Consider the following 18,143-nt stretch of genomic DNA (forward strand, 5'->3'; position numbering starts at 1 on the left):
CAATGAGCGCCGCTACAGACGCAATTGGTGCATGCCATTCTAACGGCAGCTGGCAGTGGACGAACGCCCGCCTCCCATACAATGCGCGGCCGGAAGCCTTGTGCCCCGGAATCTGCCCGCGTTCACCTTTGTCGAACCCGCAAAATATCGCTTGCAATTTCCGGGCGCACATTGTATCATAATATCCAAAGAAGTGATTTCCGGAAAGGCACGATCTTCTGCATGGTCAAAAGGAAGTCTGTGATATGGCGTATTCACGGATGACTTGCCTGCAAGTGATCCGCTTTTTTGTCCTTTTGGTAATTCTCGGAAAAGTATCACGGGGAGGTCCCAATGAAAAAGATCCTGACGCTGACGCTCTGCCTCGCCCTGCTGCTGGGCCTGTTCTCCGGCTGCGGCGGGAAGCGGTATGACCCGCTGGCGGGCGTGGAGACGACGGTGTTCACCGACGATGCCGGGCGCGATGTGACGGTCCCGGCCGGCATTACGCGCATCGCAGCCAGCGGCTCGACGGCACAGATGATCCTGATGACGCTCGTGCCGGAGCTGCTCGTCGGCCTTGCCAGCTCGCCCAGCACGGCGCAGCGGCCGTATTTTCCGGAGGAGATGTGGACGCTGCCGACGTTCGGCCAGTTCTACGGCAGCAAGGCCAACCTCAACATGGAGGCACTGATCGACGCCGAGCCGCAGCTCATCGTCGACCTTGGCGATGCCAAGGAGAACGTCCGCAGCGATATGGACGGCATCCAGAAGCAGACCGGCATCCCGACGGTCTTCCTCGAAGCGACGCTCGAAGAAATGCCGCAGGCCTACCGCAAGCTCGGCCGGCTTCTTCACCGGGAGGCCGAGGCTGAGGTGCTGGCGGTCTATCTGGAGCAGACGCTTGCCATGGCGGCGGAGAATTCGGCAAAGCTGCCGCAGGACGCCCGAAAGACCGTGCTGTTCGGCACGGGTGCGACGGGCCTTGCCTGCAACGCCGAGGGCTCGGTACAGGCGGACGTGCTGTCGCTCGTCGGAGCCGTGAACGCCATCCATTCCGAGGAGATCAGCAACCGAAACGGCGGCACGACCGTGAACCTCGAGGAGGTCTACGCCTGCGATCCGGATGTGATCCTTCTGGCGGCGGGCGGGCCGTATGACACGCTGGCGGAGAGCGAATGGTCCGGCCTGACGGCCGTGAAAAACGGGACATATTATGAAATTCCAAACCTGCCGTATGACTGGATGTCCTCCCCGCCGTCCATCAACCGCGTGCTGGGCATCTACTGGCTGGGAAATCTGCTGTACCCAGAGCTTTATGACTATGACATGGTCGAAAAGGCGCAGGAGTTCTATCGCCTGTTCTGGCACTACGAACTTTCTGCGGAGGAGGCGGAGCAGCTGCTCGCGCGCTCCACGCGCAAGACTAGGAGGGAGGGCCAATGAAGCGAAAGATGTCCTTCCTGGTCGCGGGTCTTTTGTGCCTGTCCCTTTGCCTCGGGGCCGAGGCGGCCGGGACCGTGACGGATACGCTGACGGTCAGGGTCGGCTACTACGGCATGGAGCAGGACCGCTATGTGGAGGTCGCGACCTACCACTGGAGCGAGCTCTATGACGCCCTGCCGCTGCACAACGAGGCCTATTCCTTCTTCCGCAGCACGGACGACGGGACCTACAACACGGTCATCGACTCGGCCTATGGCTTTTATCTTGCGGACCTGCTGGACTACGCCGGGATCTACAGCGGCGATATTGCGGTCGTCGCGTTCTACACCCGCGACCAGAGCGTCGGCTTTTTTACCTCGTTCACCTATGCCGACCTGTTCGGCACGCAGCGATACTATTATAATGATCTCTCTGCGCACATCAGCCCGGTCTATGACGAAAACGGCACGCTGACCGGCTATGACGGCGACGAGGCATGGAACGACTGCTGGACGGTCCAGCCGATGCTGGCGCTGGAGGACAGCTGGGTGAGCTATGAGATCGGTACGGAGCACACCGCGCCAAACTACTCCTCGCTTGGAACGGGCAACCGCTTCCGCCTGCTGTTTGGCCAGTCCTATCCGCTCGAGTGCCGCACGAACCAGAGTGCAAAATATACGCACACGCTGTTCATCACCCTGCAGGGCGCGCCGAAGATCACGGAGGAGCCGCCGGAGCTGGACGGCACGCTCGGCTCGCATTCGGCGACATTTCAGATTTCCGTCGGCCAGCAGGCTCTGCGCGATGCGCTGGCGCAGTATCTGGACATCGCCTCGTCCGACAGCTCCGTTCTGGAGATCACCGGCATCACCGTCACGCCGGACGCGCAGTATTCCGACCTTGCGACCGTGACGGTGCACTACACCGTGCACGCCGAGGGAGAGGTCGAGCTGTCGTTCGGCTTCGGCGGGACGTCCATCGCCGAAAACCGGCAGGTCACGACAAAGCAGCCCGAGGAAAAGCCGACGGAACCGACGAAGCCGGCGGAGACAACGCCGTCCACGGAGCCGTCCGAGGGACCGGGCGGCGGGCCCTCCGCCCCGACCGGCGGAGCCGAACCGCGGGAGACGACGCCGTCCGTGCCGGGCCCGTCCGAGGCGGGCCCGTCCGAGGCGGCGCCATCCGAACCGGTCGAGCCGACGGCGGCCGTGGACCCGGAGACCATCCGCATGTACGCCCTGCCCGATGCGCTGGCTTTGCAGCTGCAGGGCGGCGGGCAGGCGGAAGCGCCGGGCGCGGCCGATCCCATTCCTGTCACCGTTGTTACGGTGCAGCCGGAGGATGACCGGAAGCTCCTGCTGCTGACGGGCGCGGGCGCCCTTGCGCTTGCCGTACTCGGCGCGCTGTGCGCGCTGCGCTACTATACCAGAGGGAGGAGATCATCATGACTTCTGTATTCCACAAAATTCTGCGCGCCGTCGCCGGTGCGATGGAAATTCCGGACGTCGTATTTCTTGTGCTGGCGCTCGGCTTTGCCGTGTTTTCCGTTGGCTGGCTGATCTGCGAGTATTTTACGGAGCACCGCCACATGCGCGAGGACCTGCCGCGCCTGCTCGACGCGCTGCGGGAGCAGGGGGCCGACACGGCCGCGCTCATCCGGAAAAGTCAACTCAACCGGCGGCAGAAGGCCGCCCTGCTCGAGCTGACGGAGCACCCTGATTTCAGCGGCGGGCTGCGCGAAAGTCTGGCCGCGAACCTGCTCGAGCGGGAGCAGAGCCATTATGACCATATTTTGAAATGCACGGAGCTTGTCAGCAAGCTGGCCCCGATGCTCGGCCTGCTCGGCACGCTCATCCCGCTCGGCCCCGGCATTATCGCACTGGGGCAGGGCGACACGCAGACGCTGTCCACGTCCCTGCTGACGGCGTTCGACACGACGATCGCGGGCCTGTGCGCTGCGGCTGTGTGCCTCGTTGTGACAACGCTCCGCAAGCGCTGGTACGGCGGCTATATGGCCGACCTCGAGACGCTGATGGACTGCGTGTGCGAAGAGGAAGCGGCATGAAGAGAAGAAGACGCCGCGGGGAACGCTTCTCGGAGGAGAGCGTCGACCCGATGAACTACGTTTCGAACCTGTCCGATGCGATGCTCGTCCTCGCCGTCGGCATGATGCTGGCCCTCATCGTCCATTGGAACGTGGACATTTCCACCGGCGGCAGAAGCTCCGAGAACGTCGGCGAGACCGTCGCGGCCGAGGGGCAGGGCGGCCAGAGCGCCATTGACCGCGACGACGCCCTGTCGTTCACGCCGGAGGAGCTGGAGCAAATGGACTCTACCGAGGGCGAGACCGACGAGGGCATGGAAAAGCTCGGCGAGGTCTACTACGACGCCGAGACAGGAAAATACTACATTATAGAAAACGGAAATTAAGCCCATGAAACTGCAGAACCACGCCTATCCCCGCCGCTTTGCCGTGCTGGGGGCCGTCTTTGCGGCGGCACTGTTCGGCTCCGTGCTGCTCGGGCGCTTTTCCGTCACGCCGAAGGAGCTGTTCCGCCTGCTGCTCTCCCGCTTGACCGAGACGGAGCCGGGCTGGCGGGACGGTGCGGAGAACGTTGTGTTCCAGATCCGCCTCCCGCGCGTTGCGGCGGCGGCCCTCATCGGCGCGGCGCTGGCAGTCGCGGGCGTGTCCTATCAGGGCATGTTCCGGAACCCCATGGTCTCGCCGGACATTCTCGGCGCGTCGACCGGGGCGGGCTTCGGCGCGGCGCTGGCCATCCTGCTCGGCGCAGGCTATTTCGGCATTTCGGCGTCGGCCTTCGTGTTCGGCCTTCTGGCAGTTGCGGCGGCCTATGCCGTCAGCTGCATGAGCCGCACGAACCAGACTATTGCCCTCATCTTGGCCGGCATGATGGTCTCGTCGCTCTTTTCGGCGGGCACGTCCTATCTCAAGCTCGTCGCCGACACGCAGCAGCAGCTCCCGGCCATTACCTACTGGCTGATGGGCAGCCTTTCCTCCATCAAGCCGCGGGATGTGCTGTTCCTTGTGATCCCGGTCACGCTCGGGCTCGTGCCGCTGTGGATCCTGAGCTGGCGCATGAACCTGCTGACGCTCGGCGAGGAGGAGGCGCGCTCCATGGGCGTGAATACCCGCCTGCTGCGATTCACCGTCATCCTCTGCGCAACGCTGCTGACGGCGGCGTCCGTTGCGGTCTCCGGCATGATCGGCTGGGTCGGCCTTGTCATCCCGCATTTCTGCCGGATGCTGTTCGGCTATGACTACCGGCGGCTGATCCCGGCTGCGGCCCTGTTCGGGGCCTCGTTCCTGATCGTCGTGGACGACATTGCGCGGCTCGCCACGGCCGGAGAAATTCCGCTCGGCATTCTGACGGCCTTCGTCGGTGCGCCGATCTTCCTCTATCTGATCCTGACGGGAGGTGCGCGGCGTGGAAATTGAGGTCCAGAACCTGACGTTTTCCTACGGAAAGCAGCCCGTCCTGCAGGATGTGAGCTTTTCCGTGCAGAAGGGCACGCTCACGGCGGTGCTCGGCGCGAACGGCGCTGGGAAAAGCACGCTGTTTCGCTGCCTGCTGGGCTTCCTGACGCCGCAGGCGGGGGAGATCCGACTCTCCGGCAGACCGCTTTCCGCCTATTCCCGGCGGGAGACTGCGGAGAAGATCGCCTATATCCCGCAGTCGTCGGAGCCGATCTTCAACTATACCGTGATCGACACCGTGCTCATGGGCACGACCGGCACGATGAATGTCCTGCAGCGCCCCGGCCGGCGGCAGCAGGAGGCAGCCATGCAGGCCCTGCAGCGGCTTGGCATCGAGGCGCTTGCGCAGCGGGGCATCGGCACCATTTCCGGCGGCGAGCGGCAGCTGGCGCTCATCGCCCGCGCGCTCGTGCAGAATGCGGAAATTCTCATCATGGACGAGCCGACGGCCAATCTGGACTTTGGCAATCAGCAGCGCGTGCTGGCGCAGATCCGGGCGCTGACCGCGCGCGGCTACACCGTCCTGCTCTCCACGCACAATCCGGAGCATGCCCTGCACTATGCCCACCGGGTCCTTGCGCTGCAGGGCGGCCATATCGCGGCGGACGGCCCGACGGAAACGGCGCTGACGCCGCAGCTTCTTCAGACGCTTTACGGAATTCAAGCCATCCTTGCGGAGGTGCCGACGGATCGTGGCACGGTCCGCAGCCTGATTGTAACGGAGGACATGGAATGAAACGACTTCTCTGCTGGATCCTTTCCCTTTGCCTGCTGCTGTGCCTCGTGCCCGGCGCAGCTGCCGCGGAGCGGGTGACCGGAACGCTGGAGCGCCGCGCGGGCTATGACCTTGCGTCGGTGCGCTGTGAGTTGGCCGACGGGAGCTACTTCTTTGCTTCGGTCGAGGAGACGGCGGCCGGCTATGCCTATGCCTTTGACCGTCCCGCCGGGACCTACACCGTGAGGCCGGAGTATTTTTCCACCACGGTCTGGGACGGCGCGGTCGATATCTCATGGTATGACGCATCGCAGACGGTGTTTTCCATCGACACGCCTGCAAAGCTCGCGGGCCTTGCGGCCCTCGTCAACGGGCAGGTCGACGCGGGCACGCCGGACTACCGCATCAAGGGCGACCGCAGCGAGCTCGTCTCCACGCGGGTCGACGACTACCTGCTCGTCGGCGCGGGCGGCGACAATCAGTATGGCACGGTCCATGTCGGCGATGCTGCGCACGATTTTTCGGACAAGACCGTCTATCTGACGGCCGACCTCAACATGGGCGGCTCGAGCAACTGGACGCCGATCGGCGGCCTGTATCCGATGGACCGCGCCAACACGGAGCGCGTGATCGCGGCATATTTCAACGGCACGCTCGACGGGCAGGGCCACCGCATCACGAACCTGTTCTGCGACCGCTATGCCGAAAAGGGCTATGCCTATTCGCAGGGCGTCGGCCTCATCGGCCACATGGGCGACCTCTATGACGGCGAGGCCGCACCGGAAACGGCCCCAGCCGTGCGCAATCTCTCCGTCAGCGGCAGCATCTACGGCCGCCGCATGGTCGGCGGCATCGTCGGCCGCACCGGCAGCATCCCCACGGGCATCTATCTGGAGAACTGCGCGAATCACGCCTCCGTCAAAAATACGGACTCCAAGGGTGTCGGCGGCATCGTCGGCGCGGGCTGGAGCGAGGGCGCGATCGTCAACTGCTATAATACCGGCTCTGTCACGACGGTCTATTCCTGCCCGGCGGGCGGCATCTGCGGCAGCAACGGCGGGCTGGACATTTATAACTGCTATAACGCCGGCACGATCGACTCGAGCGGCAGCCAGCGCGGCCGCGCCATCGGCGGCCACAACAACGGCAGCTACACCGTATCGGACTGCTATTATCTCGAGGGCTGCGACGACGATCCGGCCTCGAACGGCTGGTACAGCGGCACGGCGCTCTCGTGCGTCGTCTCCGTCACGGCCATGCCGAAGGCGGATATGCGCTCGCAGGAGCTCGTTGACGCGCTGAACTGCAACGGCGCGGCCTATGCCGCCGTGCAGGGGAGCTATCCCGTTCTGGCGTGGGAGGCTGAGCGCAGCCCGGCGGCCCACACCGTCCGCATCACGCAGCCGGAGGGCGGTACGATCGCCGCCGATGCAGGCGAGACTGTGGCCTTCGGCACGGTGCTCCATCTTTCCAATACGCCGGATATCGGCTGGGCCTTCCGAACCTATACGCTGGACGGCAGGACCCTGACCGGCCCCTATGCGACCGTGACGGCGGACGCGGCCGTCAGCGGCGTGTTCTCCCGCATGACGGCGGGTACACTGTACATCGAAAACGATTCGGCCTTCCCCATCACGGTGAAGAAGGACGGCACGGTGATGGAAAACGGGACCGCGCGGCGCGTGACGGACTATCCCGTGGCGGACGGCGACCCGCTCTATGAGGGCGACGTGCTGACGGCTACGGCCACGCTGGCGGAAGGCGCAGAGCCGGAGGATCTGAGCTATGTCTACAACGGGAAATTCCGCTATTATTTCACCTTCCAGGATGCGGCCCAGACGGAGAAAAGCACGGACACCGGGAAATTCACCGTCACGAGCCGGATCGCGAGCGCCTCACTGCGCCTGCGCGCCACGGCCTACACGACGCACAAGGTCTGGACGCAGCTGGCCGAGACGGACTGGTATACGCCGTCGGCCGACCGCTTCACCCTGACGTCGGCGCGGCAGCTGGCGGGCCTGGCCCAGCTGGTCAAGCAGGGCAATTCCTTCGCGGGCAAGACCGTCCTGCTCGGCGCGGATATCTCGCTGGCAAATGACGACAAGACCTTCAACCGCAGCGTCCGCTGGTTCGACGGCATCGGCAGCACGCAGGCCCCGTTTGCGGGCACGTTTGACGGCAACGGCTACCGCATCACGGAGATGACGGCGGAGTCGACCGGCAGCGGCGCTGCCCTCTTCCTTGCGGCGGACGGCGCGGTGCTCAAAAACATCCGCGTAACCGGAACGGCAAGAGCCAACGGCAGCGCGGCCGGGATCGCGGCGCAGGCGAAGAACACGCAGTTCCTTGGCTGCGTGAATGAAGCGGCCGTGACTTCGACCGGCGAAAAGGCGGGCGGCATCGCCGCACTCCTCGACGGGGCAAGCAGCCTGACGGGCTGCACCAACCTCGGGGCCGTCACGGGCACGGACGGCGTCGGCGGCCTCGCCGGTGTGGTCAACGACAAGGAAAGCACACTGACCGGCTGCGTGAACCGCGGCGCCGTGACCGGAAACGGTGCGGCCACGGGCATCGGCGGCGTGGCCGGACGCATCGGCGGCAGCCTGCTCCGCTGCGCGAATTACGGAGCCGTCACCGGCAGCGGCTGGTATCTGGGCGGCGTGGCCGGTGCGTGCATGACGGAGGGAGCGTCGTCACTCACCGACTGCTACAGCGCCGGCGAGGTGCGCAATGCCCATACCTATGCCTCCTCCGGCACGGGCGGCCTGATCGGCTACGGAAACGATTACCGCGCAGAAAATTGCTTCAGCTACGGCGCGGTCAGCGCGGCGGCCGGAACGGCGGGCGGCCTGATCGGCCGGGACAGCAGCCGTTCGACAAATGTGCGCGAAAATCTCTATTACCGCGCGGATTCCTGCGGTACCGCCGTCGGCGGCAAGGCGGAGGCATCCGGCACGGCGGCGCGCACGGCGGCAGAATTCGCTGCGCTGTCCTTCCTGCGGCAGCTGGACAAAAACGGCTGCTTCATGCTGGAAAACGGAGCCTATCCGGAGCTTCCCGCCTCTGCGCGCTGCGCCCATCTGGAGACGGAGCTGCGCGACGCCCGCGCGGCCACCTGCACGGAGGCGGGTTACACCGGCGACACGGTCTGTAAGGCCTGCGGCACGGAGATCACGCACGGCGAGGCCGTCCCGGCTGCGGGACATCAGTACCGCAACGGCGCGTGCACAGTGTGCGGCGCGAAGGACCCGCGCTGGTCCGGAACGGAACGGCCGTGGAACGACCCGTTCCGCGACGTCCGCACGAGCGACTGGTTCTATTCCGGTGTGAAATTCGCCTATCAGCACGGTCTGTTCCAGGGTACGTCTGCCGATACGTTCAGCCCGGACGAGCCGATGACGCGCGCCATGCTCGTTACGGTGCTCTGGCGCATGGACGGTAAGCCCGCCGCGGCGGGCGGCAGTAGTTTTACGGATGTGCCGCGCGGCCAGTGGTATACGGAGGCCGTCGCGTGGGCGGCCGAAAACGGCGTCGTCAACGGCGTCGGCGGCGGGAAATTCGAGCCGGACGGCAATGTCACGCGTGAGCAGATCGCCACGATCCTGTATCGCTATGCAGGCCTGCGCGGCGTTCCGACCGGCGGGCGCGCGGACCTCGGCAGCTTCCCGGACGGCGGAGCCGTCAGCGGCTGGGCCTATGACGCCCTGTCCTGGGCCAACGCGGCGGGACTGATCGCCGGAACGCGCGAGGGCGGGGTGGACTACCTTGCGCCGCAGCAGAACGCCACGCGCGCGCAGGTCGCCGTCATCCTGATGCGCTACCTCGGCGCGGCATAAGCAGAAAAACGCCGGGCGGTGGACCGAAAAAGTCCGCCGCCCGGCTGATTTGCAGAGATAGACAAAAAAAGTCCCGCTGACTGCTGCCAGCGGGATTTATATGGTGGACATATTCCGGTTAAATCCGAACTCAGGGCAGCTTCAACCTCCTGCAAGGTCAGCGTCTGACTGCCGTCTTTATAATTGTAGGTGAGGATCAGCTTGTCATCATAGACATAGACCGAATTTACAAAGGTGTCAATGATTTCTCGCCGATACTCCGGATCGCTGATGTTGCCGTCCCTGTACCGGCTGATCCAGTCTACGATCTCCTCCTTGCTGAATTTGCGGCGTTCCAGTTGCAGCTGAGCAATGCTGCCCCGCAGGGATTCCCGCTGAGATTCCAAATCCTCCAGACACTCTTTGGTCGTATCCGTGATGATTCCCTGTCGAATTGCCTTCATCACATTTCGAATTTCTGCCTCACATTGCTGAAGCTGCTGCTTCAGCACCGGGGTAACGGTGTCCTCTTGCTCCTGCATGACAACGATGGCGTTTGCGATGCGGTCAATGGCCGTGTCAGTCAGCACCTGAGAAACGGTCAGTTTTACGACAACATCCTCAATCCACTGCTTTCTGACAGCTTTCTTCTTGCAGCCCAACTTTCGTTTTGCTCCGCCGCATTTGTAATACTGATAAACGACACCTTTATGACCTCTGCCACTTTCTCCGGCCATCAGCCGCCCGCAATCGCCGCAGAACAGCTTCGTGGTAAGCAAATATTCTTCATTTGCCTTTGCCCGTGCGGGTGCTCTTTTGTTTGCTGTCATACGCATCTGTACCCTTTCAAATAAGTCTTTTTCAATGATCGCCGGGATTCCACCCGGTGTGACAACGCTTCCGTATTTATACTCCCCGATATACTTACGGTTTTTAAGAAGATTGCTGAGGACGCTGACCGTATACGCATTACCTCGTTTGGAACGAATCCCCCGTTCCTCCATTTCTGCTTGGAGAACGGTTAACCGTTCTCCGGCGGCATACCGAGAAAACAATTCCCGGACATACGGTGCTGTTTCCGGGTCAATGTCCAATTTCCCGGTGGTCTTATTTACATAGTAGCCAAGGGGAACATTGCCACCGTTATTCATACACTTGATTGCATTCTCCTGCTGCCCCCGGCGGATCTTTTGCGCAAGCTCGGCGGAGTAATATTCGGCGTATCCTTCCAGCATGGATTCCAGAATGATGCCTTCCGGCCCGTCGGAGATGTTTTCCTTGATGGAGATTACCCGAACGCCGTTCTTTTTCAAGATATGCTTGTAGTGGGCACTGTCATAACGGTCACGGGAAAAACGGTCCAGCTTCCAGACCAGAACGGCATCAAATAAGCCCTTGGCACTGTCTGCAATCATGCGCTGAAAGTCGGGCCTGTCCGCCGTTCTGGCAGACAGTGCCCGGTCGACGTAGGTGCCAAGCAAGGTCAGATGATTCTTTTGGGCGTATTCCGTACATTCCCGAAGCTGCCCCTCAATGGATTCTTCCCGCTGACGATCCGACGAATAGCGGGCATAAATCACTGCATTCATATAACGCCTCCTTTACTTGGTATTTTATTGATTTGCATATATTTCTTCAAATGTGCGAGCGGCTGTGGCCGACGCTCATGGTCATTTTTCGTTCTGTTGTAAGTCTGCCTGCATTTTGGGCAGAAAAAATCTGGCCAGCCGGAGGATGGCGTGCTCCGGAATCTGTGCGCCATAATCCTCTGTGTTCTGAGTAACCGTTTCAACAATTTGCTCTTGCGTGATCTGTTCAGGCATAGGCACACCTCCTTATCGTTCCCGGTCGGTTCGTCGGCGGTAATCCCGCTGGCAGAGCCTTACAATGGCATCCTCGATCTGAGCGGCGGTATAGTTCTGCGGGAAATATTTGCAAATGCGCTCCATCGGGATTTTCAGCCGGGCTTTCTGGTTTGCCTTTTCCTCGGATAGAATGCTTCGGATCATCTCCGTCGCCAGCTTAGAATCGTTAAATGCCTTGCGCATACGGACGGCTTGAGCATAGGACGGTGTGCAGTCGTTGATACCGCACTGTTCAAAAACCTCCCGCTGGCTTTGCTCATCAAGGAAGGAAAGCTCCACGCCGACGGACAGTGCCATTTTGTTCTCGTCCATAAGAGTGAGCAGCTCCGGGATGAGATGGGTCAGACGGATATAGCGGCGCACTGTCTCTCGGCTCTCGTTTAGTGCTTCTCCGACCACATCCCCGGTGCGCAACTTCGACACAACTTGTGGCGAAGTCAAATCCGTTCGCTTGCCCTGATGGGACAGTGCCTCCAACTTCAGCTTGTAAGCAAATGCCTTTTCACTGGGCAGGATATGCTCCCGGTGCAGGTTGCTGTCCACCACGGCAATGGCAGCGGCATCCCGGTCAAGGGCATAAATCAAGGCAGGGACTTCTGAGATCCCTGCCTTAACTGCTGCGTGCAAGCGGCGGTGGCCGCTGATCACTTCGTATTCGTCGGTGCTTCCTATCGGTCGGACGATGAGCGGTGTAAGAATGCCATTCTCCTGAATGCTTTCGATGAGGGCGTTCATCTCCGCATCGTCCCGGACTTGATAGGGGTTGTTTTCAAAGGGGCGCAGTTTGGAAACTGCAAGATTGGTCTGTTTCATCTGGTAGCATTCCTCTCTTTCTTGCGTGTCAGGTTATTATGTTTCATCTCAATCTGCCGCTCGGCCTCCAGCAGTGCCTGCATCTGCGGGATGTGCTGGGCAATGCGCAGGGCGACTTTCCGCTGCTGCCGCAGGGGCGAGATTCGCTTCGTGAGCTCTTTTGCCCGTGCTTTCAGCGCCGATTCTTCCTCCGGCGTTTTGACCCGGCGCAGCCGAAGCCGCAGGGCGTAGCGCTCCTGCTCCAGTTCTGAGATGCTGCCGGTCAGCTGCTCCTGAAACGAGAAAAGCTCCTTTGACGACTCGATTTTCCGGTCGCAAAGGAGCTTGTATTCTTCCAAGGTCGCATCCAGCTTTCGCACCTCCGCCCGCATGGCTGGAGACAACGGGCGGCTCTGCTGCTGTTCGATGTTACTGCCCGTACAGATTTTCAGGAGTGTGATGAAAATCTCAAACAGCAGCGTGACGGTATCTTTTCGTTGCGCCTGCCGCAGCTGATATTCGATGGTCAGCAGCGGCGCTCGCTTCCACTCCGGGTAGGCAACAGCATATAGCTCCGGCTTCCGCTGGTTTTCCAGACAGCGCTCCCGGATGCTCTCCTTGTCGTAGCCGTCTCCCAGACTGTCGAGGCGGACAGCCCGCCGCCAGCTGTCGGCAATCACAGAGGAGTGTGCATAGTGGAAGTCCCGCTCAAAGCGATAGCCCAAACATTTGAGATAATATCCAATCTCGGTATAGGAGCCGCACTTGGCCAGCGCCTCGTCCACATCCTGCCGCAGCATATCCCGATGGGTGCGCTTTCCGGCCTTGTGAACCCAGTATTCTTTTTTCTTGCTCTTGCTGTAAAACTTGCTGTTCTCCAGCACAGACAAGCCGTGTTCCCGGCAGATTTGGTCAGATACTTTCCGCAGTTCCTTGTGGTCGCCGATTTTATTTTGGAATTTGCTGCCGTCCTTAAATGACACGGGGTTTACCACAAAGTGACAGTGAATGTTGTCTGTGTTCAGGTGGACAGTGACGAGCACCTGATACTTATCTCCCCACATTCGCCGTGCGGTGGCTTTGCCGATTTCAAAAGCCTGCTCCGGCGTGACCTCGCCTTCCCGGAAGCTCTGAATGCCGTGGTAGCCGACTACTTTTCCCCGCAGACCGAACCGCCGCTGCACGGCGATCATCTCAGCGTAGGCGTTCTGCGCCGAGCAGTTGATACCCCCCACAAACATCTTGCAGTCGGTCTTATCGTCGTTCTCTGCGTAACGCAGGGCGGCGTATAGATCCTCGTCGAGATATTCCGGGGCGGTGGTCTTGTCGGGATTGTCGGCGTAGTCCAGCGTTGCTTTCAGATTCCGATACACCGGCCAGAAGCCTGTTACAGCCACATCGCATCACCCCTTTCCCGGCAGCAGAAATTCTGCGGCGATTTGCTTCAGCACAGCGTTGATTTCTTCGTCCAGCTCCGGCGAATTTGTCTTGCTTTCAAGCTCGCCCAGCTTTTCAAGGCAAGCAAAAAGAGCGTCAGGCGGAACCGTTCTCGGCTCGTACCCCAACGCTCTTTGCTTGACATATTCTGTTGTTGAAAGCCCGCACTTTCGAGCTTTGGCTTGGATTTTATCCTTTTCTCTTGCCGTGACACGCACAGCTATTCGTATATCTTTCCCCATACGCATCGCTCCTTTCCGGGGGATTGGGGGCGGCAGCCCCCAAAGGGTAAAGCCGCCTTACCGGGCGGCTTCTGATTGGGACTTTGGCACACAAAGTCCCTGCTTGTTATACCGTGAGACACGACTTCTCCGCTTCGTTCTCAGCCCTGCTGCTCTGCCATATCTCCTGAACCCTTGGCATATCAGGCGACGCCGCTTTTGGCGTCGCCCCAATCGCCTGGCAGAAACTGTGACGCCATAACGGGCGTCACAGAAAGCCGTCAAGAAAGTCCAGCATGACGGTGTCATTCTCGATACTGTCAGCGCTTTCTGCCATTGCTGGCAAAGAAGCGGGAACTGTCACCCCTTGCAATGCCTCCGTGATCGTCTGTCGGATGAGCATCTGCAAATCCTCGTATTGCTCTGCGGCATTCAGAATGCGGATGACGTCTTTACTGAGAGATGGTCCATCCCGACTGTGCAGATATTCCCATGCCCGACGTTCCTCCTCATTTTGCAGATTGAACCGGATGGTCAGCCGCTTGATGTTCATGCCGCACCGCCGTTCCTTTTCAGCGTCACCAGAGCCACATGCTCATAGCCCTTGGCAGTAGCGCAAATGTCTTCGTTGATGAAAACCCTGCTGGAATCATACTCCGCGAAATTGCGGATCAGGCAGCCTCCGCCGCCCACCACATACAGCTTCATCAGCTTCGGGTCGTACTCGTGCTCCCGAAGGCGGCGAAAGATTCCGGCGGTGTAAGCTCTGGCGGTATCAAGTGCTGTTTTCAGATACTCGCCGTCCATATCCTCCGCACCTCTTTTGAGAATTTCGGTAATAACCTCATCATCCAGCGTCGCATGGTGGCATTTCATCATCTGTTCCCGGACGAGCAGGGCGCACTGGTGAGTACCGTATTTCTCGGTAAACATCCGCTGGGGATCTGGCTTGCGGTTTACAATCCGAAGAAGATTCATTGTACCGTTTCCAATGTCGCAGAGCATATTCACGCCGCCGAATTCGCTGAGCTTGTCCGCAACGGCAGCAAAGCCCTGCGGGTAGATCTCGGCACCGACAATCTGAATATGATAGCTTGTGTTTCTGAAGGTGAATTCTACCTCTCTGTGCTGAAGCAGGTAGTCCTTAAATTCCGTTTTCTGCTCGCTGACCCAAGTCAGCGGCAGACCGGCAGCGATAAAGACCCTGGCTTCGGTCAGCTGCTCCCGCCGCAGCTCTCGGGCAATGGCCGCAAGAGTCAGCACATAGTACTCCTCGTCGCTGAACTTGTTGGCCGTAAACTCTTTGTGCCCCACGTCAATGGAATAGTAGCGCCCTTCCCATACCAGCAAATCGCCGGTAAAAACAGGTTCTGTGTTGCTTTTCAGCACGCCGGTCGGAAAACAACAGTTTGCGGTTTTCATATTCCCATAGCCGTGGTCGATGCCGATGATTTTGGTGTTGTTCATTGTTTTCATTTTGCATTTCTCCTTTTTATTTTTTTCGGGCAGCAAAAAAGCTGCCGGGGATGACCCCAGCGGCTCAATGACTGCCTTCTATATATTGAATGGGGGAAATGGCGAAAAAAGGCATGGATTCAGCAACACGGCAAAAGTAATGACCGCAACATTGGGAAAAGCCTTGAAAATACGGACCTTTTCTGATATAGTTATATGGAACGAATGTTCTATATACGGTGAGCAGTAAAAATATTTCTTGAAAAAAGTGAAAAAGGATTCTGTCCTGCTTATGGGACAGATTGTTTGATAGAATTCATGAGGAAGGTGAGTGTATGAACGATGGTATGGGCCTTTTAACCGCCGTCTACCGGGATGGGCGGGTGCATATCGGCGGCAAGAGCTATGGGGCGGGAACTTTTGCGGTGCATCTGCTGAACCTGTACTACAAAAATGATACCGCTGCCCGGATTGCCGTATTCCGGCAGCACAACTGGAATGTGCAGGAACAGCTTGCCGCCGGATACCTGAACGAAACGGATTTTCTCAAGGCCGGGGAAGAAATCCTGACAATCCTGAAAACCCTGCCGAAGCTGAAGCCCTTTTCCTCGCTGGACATTGCCGCAGAGAAGCAGCGCGTTTCAGAATTATTTATCCAAGAGAACGCCCCTGCCATACAGGAGTACTTCCGCCGAAGGGCGGCGGCTGCGCAGCAGGATCAGGGAGCAATCAGCTTAGGAATCCTTCCACCGGAATATGATAAGCCCCTTTTCAGAAAGGGCGAAACACTGTGCGCAACAGTCTTGCAAACCCTCTGCTTTTACGATGCCATCCCGGAGGATATGCACAGGGCCTTCACACAGCTCCGGCAATTTGTTTCCCGTCTGGACGAGGCAGAACGCTTCGATGAACAGCACCTGCTGCCCCTTGCGGCGGAGATATTCGGGAAAGCTATCTTCCCGCTGAACACGGAATATATCGCCCTCCCAAAGCGGCGGAACAGCCGGATTCTGGTGACTGCCCGGAGGATGACCTTTGAAAGCTATTACAGCTTTGTACTGACTGACTTCTTTGAGGGACTGCACTACGGGCATTACCCAAGGAAGTGTGAGGTTTGCGGACAGTATTTTCTGATGCAAAGCGCCCGGCGGCAGAAATACTGCTCCTACGGCACAGTACCGGAGCGATACCATGGTGAGAAAATTTCCTGCCGTCGGTACGCCGTCATTCAGGGCAAGGCGGAGCGAGCGAAGGATAATCCCCTCAAGGCTACTTACGAAAAACGCCGCGCCGCCATCCGCTCCGAAAAGAGCCGTGGAACGATAACAGCGGAATTTGCAGCGGCGGCACAGGCCATGGCGAAGCGGCGCTTGGAACAGGCGGAGGAGGACGATGCCTATGCCAAGACAAATTATTATGCGGATTTGGAGCGTGCCAAGCTGTACGCTGACACGGGCAAAAGAATGAAATGACAGGAGGTGCAGCCGGTGACCGAAGAACTGAACGAAACTCGCAGAAAGCAGCAAGCACTTTTGGAGCACCGGATGTACCACCTTGATCCTGTGCCGCCCAAGCTGCCGCCGCAGGAATATATCGAGCTATTTTTTGCCGAAAATGAGGACAAGTATCTGTCGTGGTATCTGCACGACCGGGAGCCGATGCTGAACAAGCTGGCGCAGGATGCCTGCCAGCGTTACGGGCTGCCGGAGCATTTTGCGGACATCAAGCAGGCGGCGGTGTGCGGGATTTTGGCTGCCCTGCAAAAGTACGATCCGTCCATAGGCGTTCCGTTTGCCGCCTTTCAGAAGCAGTATATTTCGGATAGTATCGAGGACTACATCCGCACGGCGCAGAGCGGCGCGGTTATCATGACGGCGGACACCTATCCGGTGTTAAAACGCATTATGGCTATCTACCACCAAGGCGACGATAACGCCACGGACGACAGCATTCGGCGAATTGCCGATGAAGTCGGAATGGATGCCAGGACCGCAAACCGATACATTACAATAGGGACCCTGAACGAGCGGCGGGCGGATTTCTACCCGCAATTCGATGAGGACGGTGAGGAAACGGGTGAGGATGTGACGGTGGACGCCGCCTCTCAGCCAGACAAGCTGTATTTTCGGGCGGTGCTGTATGCCGCCCTGTATGAAGCCTACGACAACCTTACCTACCGAGAGCAGCGCACGGTCGCCAAACATCTGGGCTTCTGCGACAACTGCTGGTCCACAAAGAAGGTGGTTCGGATAAACGGCGAGGTCGAGTACAAGCCTATAAAGCCCATGCCATTTGAAGAAATCTCCCATTCCGCCAGCCGCAAGTCAGATAAAGCGTCCGAGCGGACCTTCTATGCAGCTATGGAGAAAATGAGAAAGCATATTGAAACGGATAATGACTATCGCTACCTGTTTGGATAAAGCGAAACAGCGCCGTACTGCAAGGCTTTTGCCAAGCGGCACGGCGCTGTTGCAATTTAGTTGTATATTCGAATGAGGAGCATCCCAAATCAGCTGCCTGTACATACATTTTGCGATTTCTTCATTAAAAGAATCATTGTTCAGCTTAGGGAACCTCTATGGTAGCGCAAAGTAAATCAGAGGTTCCCTAAATTTTACATTTATTCCGCTGCGAAAGGGAGGTTGTTTTCCCTTGCATAGGCTTCGGCGCAGCTGCCGACGGATGCGTGAATTGACAGTTTCGGGCAGCCCCTGAATGCGTTATCCCCGATAGATGTGACAGAGTCAGGAATCGCAATTCCGGTCAGGCTGCTGCAGTCTTCGAATGCGGATTCCCAGATGGATGTTACGGAGTCAGGAATCGCAATGCTGGTCAGACTTCTGCAGCCGTAGAATGCGTATTCCCAGATGGATGTTACGGAGTCAGGAATCGCAATGCTGGTCAGGCCGCTGCAGCCGGAGAATGCGTATTCCCCGATGGATG

The 18,143-nt window shown here is 59.3% G+C and carries 17 protein-coding genes; 9 read left to right on the plus strand and 8 right to left on the minus strand.

Annotation, left to right across the window (positions count from 1 at the left end; translation table 11 throughout):
* Window positions 1-333: 333 nt before the first annotated feature.
* From WMO66_RS02795 to WMO66_RS02825, 7 genes are read left to right on the plus strand one after another with little or no spacing between them, the layout of a single operon-like run.
* Complete coding sequence (locus WMO66_RS02795; protein ID WP_349134888.1) at window positions 334-1,425, plus strand: ABC transporter substrate-binding protein; 1,092 nt, start codon at window positions 334-336, stop codon at window positions 1,423-1,425.
* The gene (locus WMO66_RS02800; protein ID WP_349134889.1) at window positions 1,422-2,852 is read left to right on the plus strand and encodes a hypothetical protein; all 1,431 of its coding nucleotides are present in this window, start codon (window positions 1,422-1,424) and stop codon (window positions 2,850-2,852) included. The genes WMO66_RS02795 and WMO66_RS02800 overlap by 4 nt, the downstream gene beginning before the upstream one ends.
* Entirely contained in the window at window positions 2,849-3,469 is a 621-nt protein-coding gene (locus WMO66_RS02805; RefSeq protein WP_349134890.1) for a MotA/TolQ/ExbB proton channel family protein, read from the plus strand. Before WMO66_RS02800 ends, WMO66_RS02805 begins: the two co-directional genes overlap by 4 nt.
* On the plus strand, window positions 3,466-3,834 hold the full coding sequence (locus tag WMO66_RS02810) for a DUF2149 domain-containing protein (RefSeq protein WP_349134891.1): 369 nt from the start codon (window positions 3,466-3,468) through the stop codon (window positions 3,832-3,834). Before WMO66_RS02805 ends, WMO66_RS02810 begins: the two co-directional genes overlap by 4 nt.
* A gap of 4 nt (window positions 3,835-3,838) precedes the next feature.
* Window positions 3,839-4,861, plus strand: a complete 1,023-nt coding sequence (locus WMO66_RS02815; RefSeq protein ID WP_349134892.1) for a FecCD family ABC transporter permease — start codon at window positions 3,839-3,841, stop codon at window positions 4,859-4,861.
* A complete protein-coding gene (locus tag WMO66_RS02820) occupies window positions 4,851-5,636 on the plus strand; it encodes an ABC transporter ATP-binding protein (RefSeq protein ID WP_349134893.1) in 786 nt (261 codons plus the stop codon). The genes WMO66_RS02815 and WMO66_RS02820 overlap by 11 nt, the downstream gene beginning before the upstream one ends.
* Window positions 5,633-9,451 (plus strand): S-layer homology domain-containing protein, encoded by a 3,819-nt coding sequence (locus tag WMO66_RS02825; protein WP_349134894.1) that lies wholly within the window; start codon window positions 5,633-5,635, stop codon window positions 9,449-9,451. The genes WMO66_RS02820 and WMO66_RS02825 overlap by 4 nt, the downstream gene beginning before the upstream one ends.
* Here WMO66_RS02825 and WMO66_RS02830 read toward each other — a convergent pair.
* The 7 genes from WMO66_RS02830 to WMO66_RS02860 form a co-directional block, all read right to left on the minus strand.
* Window positions 9,433-11,019, minus strand: coding sequence for a recombinase family protein (locus WMO66_RS02830; RefSeq protein ID WP_349134895.1), 1,587 nt, complete (start codon window positions 11,017-11,019; stop codon window positions 9,433-9,435). The two genes, WMO66_RS02825 and WMO66_RS02830, sit on opposite strands and share 19 nt — an antisense overlap.
* An 81-nt stretch (window positions 11,020-11,100) precedes the next feature.
* Window positions 11,101-11,253, minus strand: coding sequence for a hypothetical protein (locus tag WMO66_RS02835; protein ID WP_349134896.1), 153 nt, complete (start codon window positions 11,251-11,253; stop codon window positions 11,101-11,103).
* A gap of 12 nt (window positions 11,254-11,265) precedes the next feature.
* Complete coding sequence (locus WMO66_RS02840) at window positions 11,266-12,108, minus strand: ParB/RepB/Spo0J family partition protein (RefSeq protein ID WP_349134897.1); 843 nt, start codon at window positions 12,106-12,108, stop codon at window positions 11,266-11,268.
* Entirely contained in the window at window positions 12,105-13,484 is a 1,380-nt protein-coding gene (locus tag WMO66_RS02845) for a relaxase/mobilization nuclease domain-containing protein (RefSeq protein ID WP_349134898.1), read from the minus strand. Before WMO66_RS02845 ends, WMO66_RS02840 begins: the two co-directional genes overlap by 4 nt.
* A 6-nt stretch (window positions 13,485-13,490) precedes the next feature.
* The gene (locus tag WMO66_RS02850) at window positions 13,491-13,766 is read right to left on the minus strand and encodes a plasmid mobilization protein (protein WP_349134899.1); all 276 of its coding nucleotides are present in this window, start codon (window positions 13,764-13,766) and stop codon (window positions 13,491-13,493) included.
* 247 nt (window positions 13,767-14,013) lie between these two features.
* On the minus strand, window positions 14,014-14,298 hold the full coding sequence (locus WMO66_RS02855) for a hypothetical protein (RefSeq protein ID WP_349134900.1): 285 nt from the start codon (window positions 14,296-14,298) through the stop codon (window positions 14,014-14,016).
* Complete coding sequence (locus tag WMO66_RS02860) at window positions 14,295-15,221, minus strand: ParM/StbA family protein (protein ID WP_349134901.1); 927 nt, start codon at window positions 15,219-15,221, stop codon at window positions 14,295-14,297. Before WMO66_RS02860 ends, WMO66_RS02855 begins: the two co-directional genes overlap by 4 nt.
* A gap of 314 nt (window positions 15,222-15,535) precedes the next feature.
* Between WMO66_RS02860 and WMO66_RS02865 the strand changes: the two genes are divergently transcribed.
* Window positions 15,536-16,672: a DUF6076 domain-containing protein gene (locus WMO66_RS02865; protein WP_349134902.1), complete on the plus strand. Its 1,137-nt coding sequence runs from the start codon at window positions 15,536-15,538 to the stop codon at window positions 16,670-16,672.
* Between the two features lie 15 nt (window positions 16,673-16,687).
* Window positions 16,688-17,620 (plus strand): hypothetical protein, encoded by a 933-nt coding sequence (locus WMO66_RS02870; RefSeq protein WP_349134903.1) that lies wholly within the window; start codon window positions 16,688-16,690, stop codon window positions 17,618-17,620.
* A 200-nt stretch (window positions 17,621-17,820) separates the two neighbouring features.
* Here WMO66_RS02870 and WMO66_RS02875 read toward each other — a convergent pair.
* The coding region (locus tag WMO66_RS02875) for a leucine-rich repeat domain-containing protein (protein ID WP_349134904.1) at window positions 17,821-18,143 on the minus strand (323 nt) is incomplete at its 5' end.

Source organism: Faecousia intestinalis, assembly GCF_040096185.1.
Taxonomy (GTDB): Bacteria; Bacillota; Clostridia; order Oscillospirales; family Oscillospiraceae; genus JAZOXB01.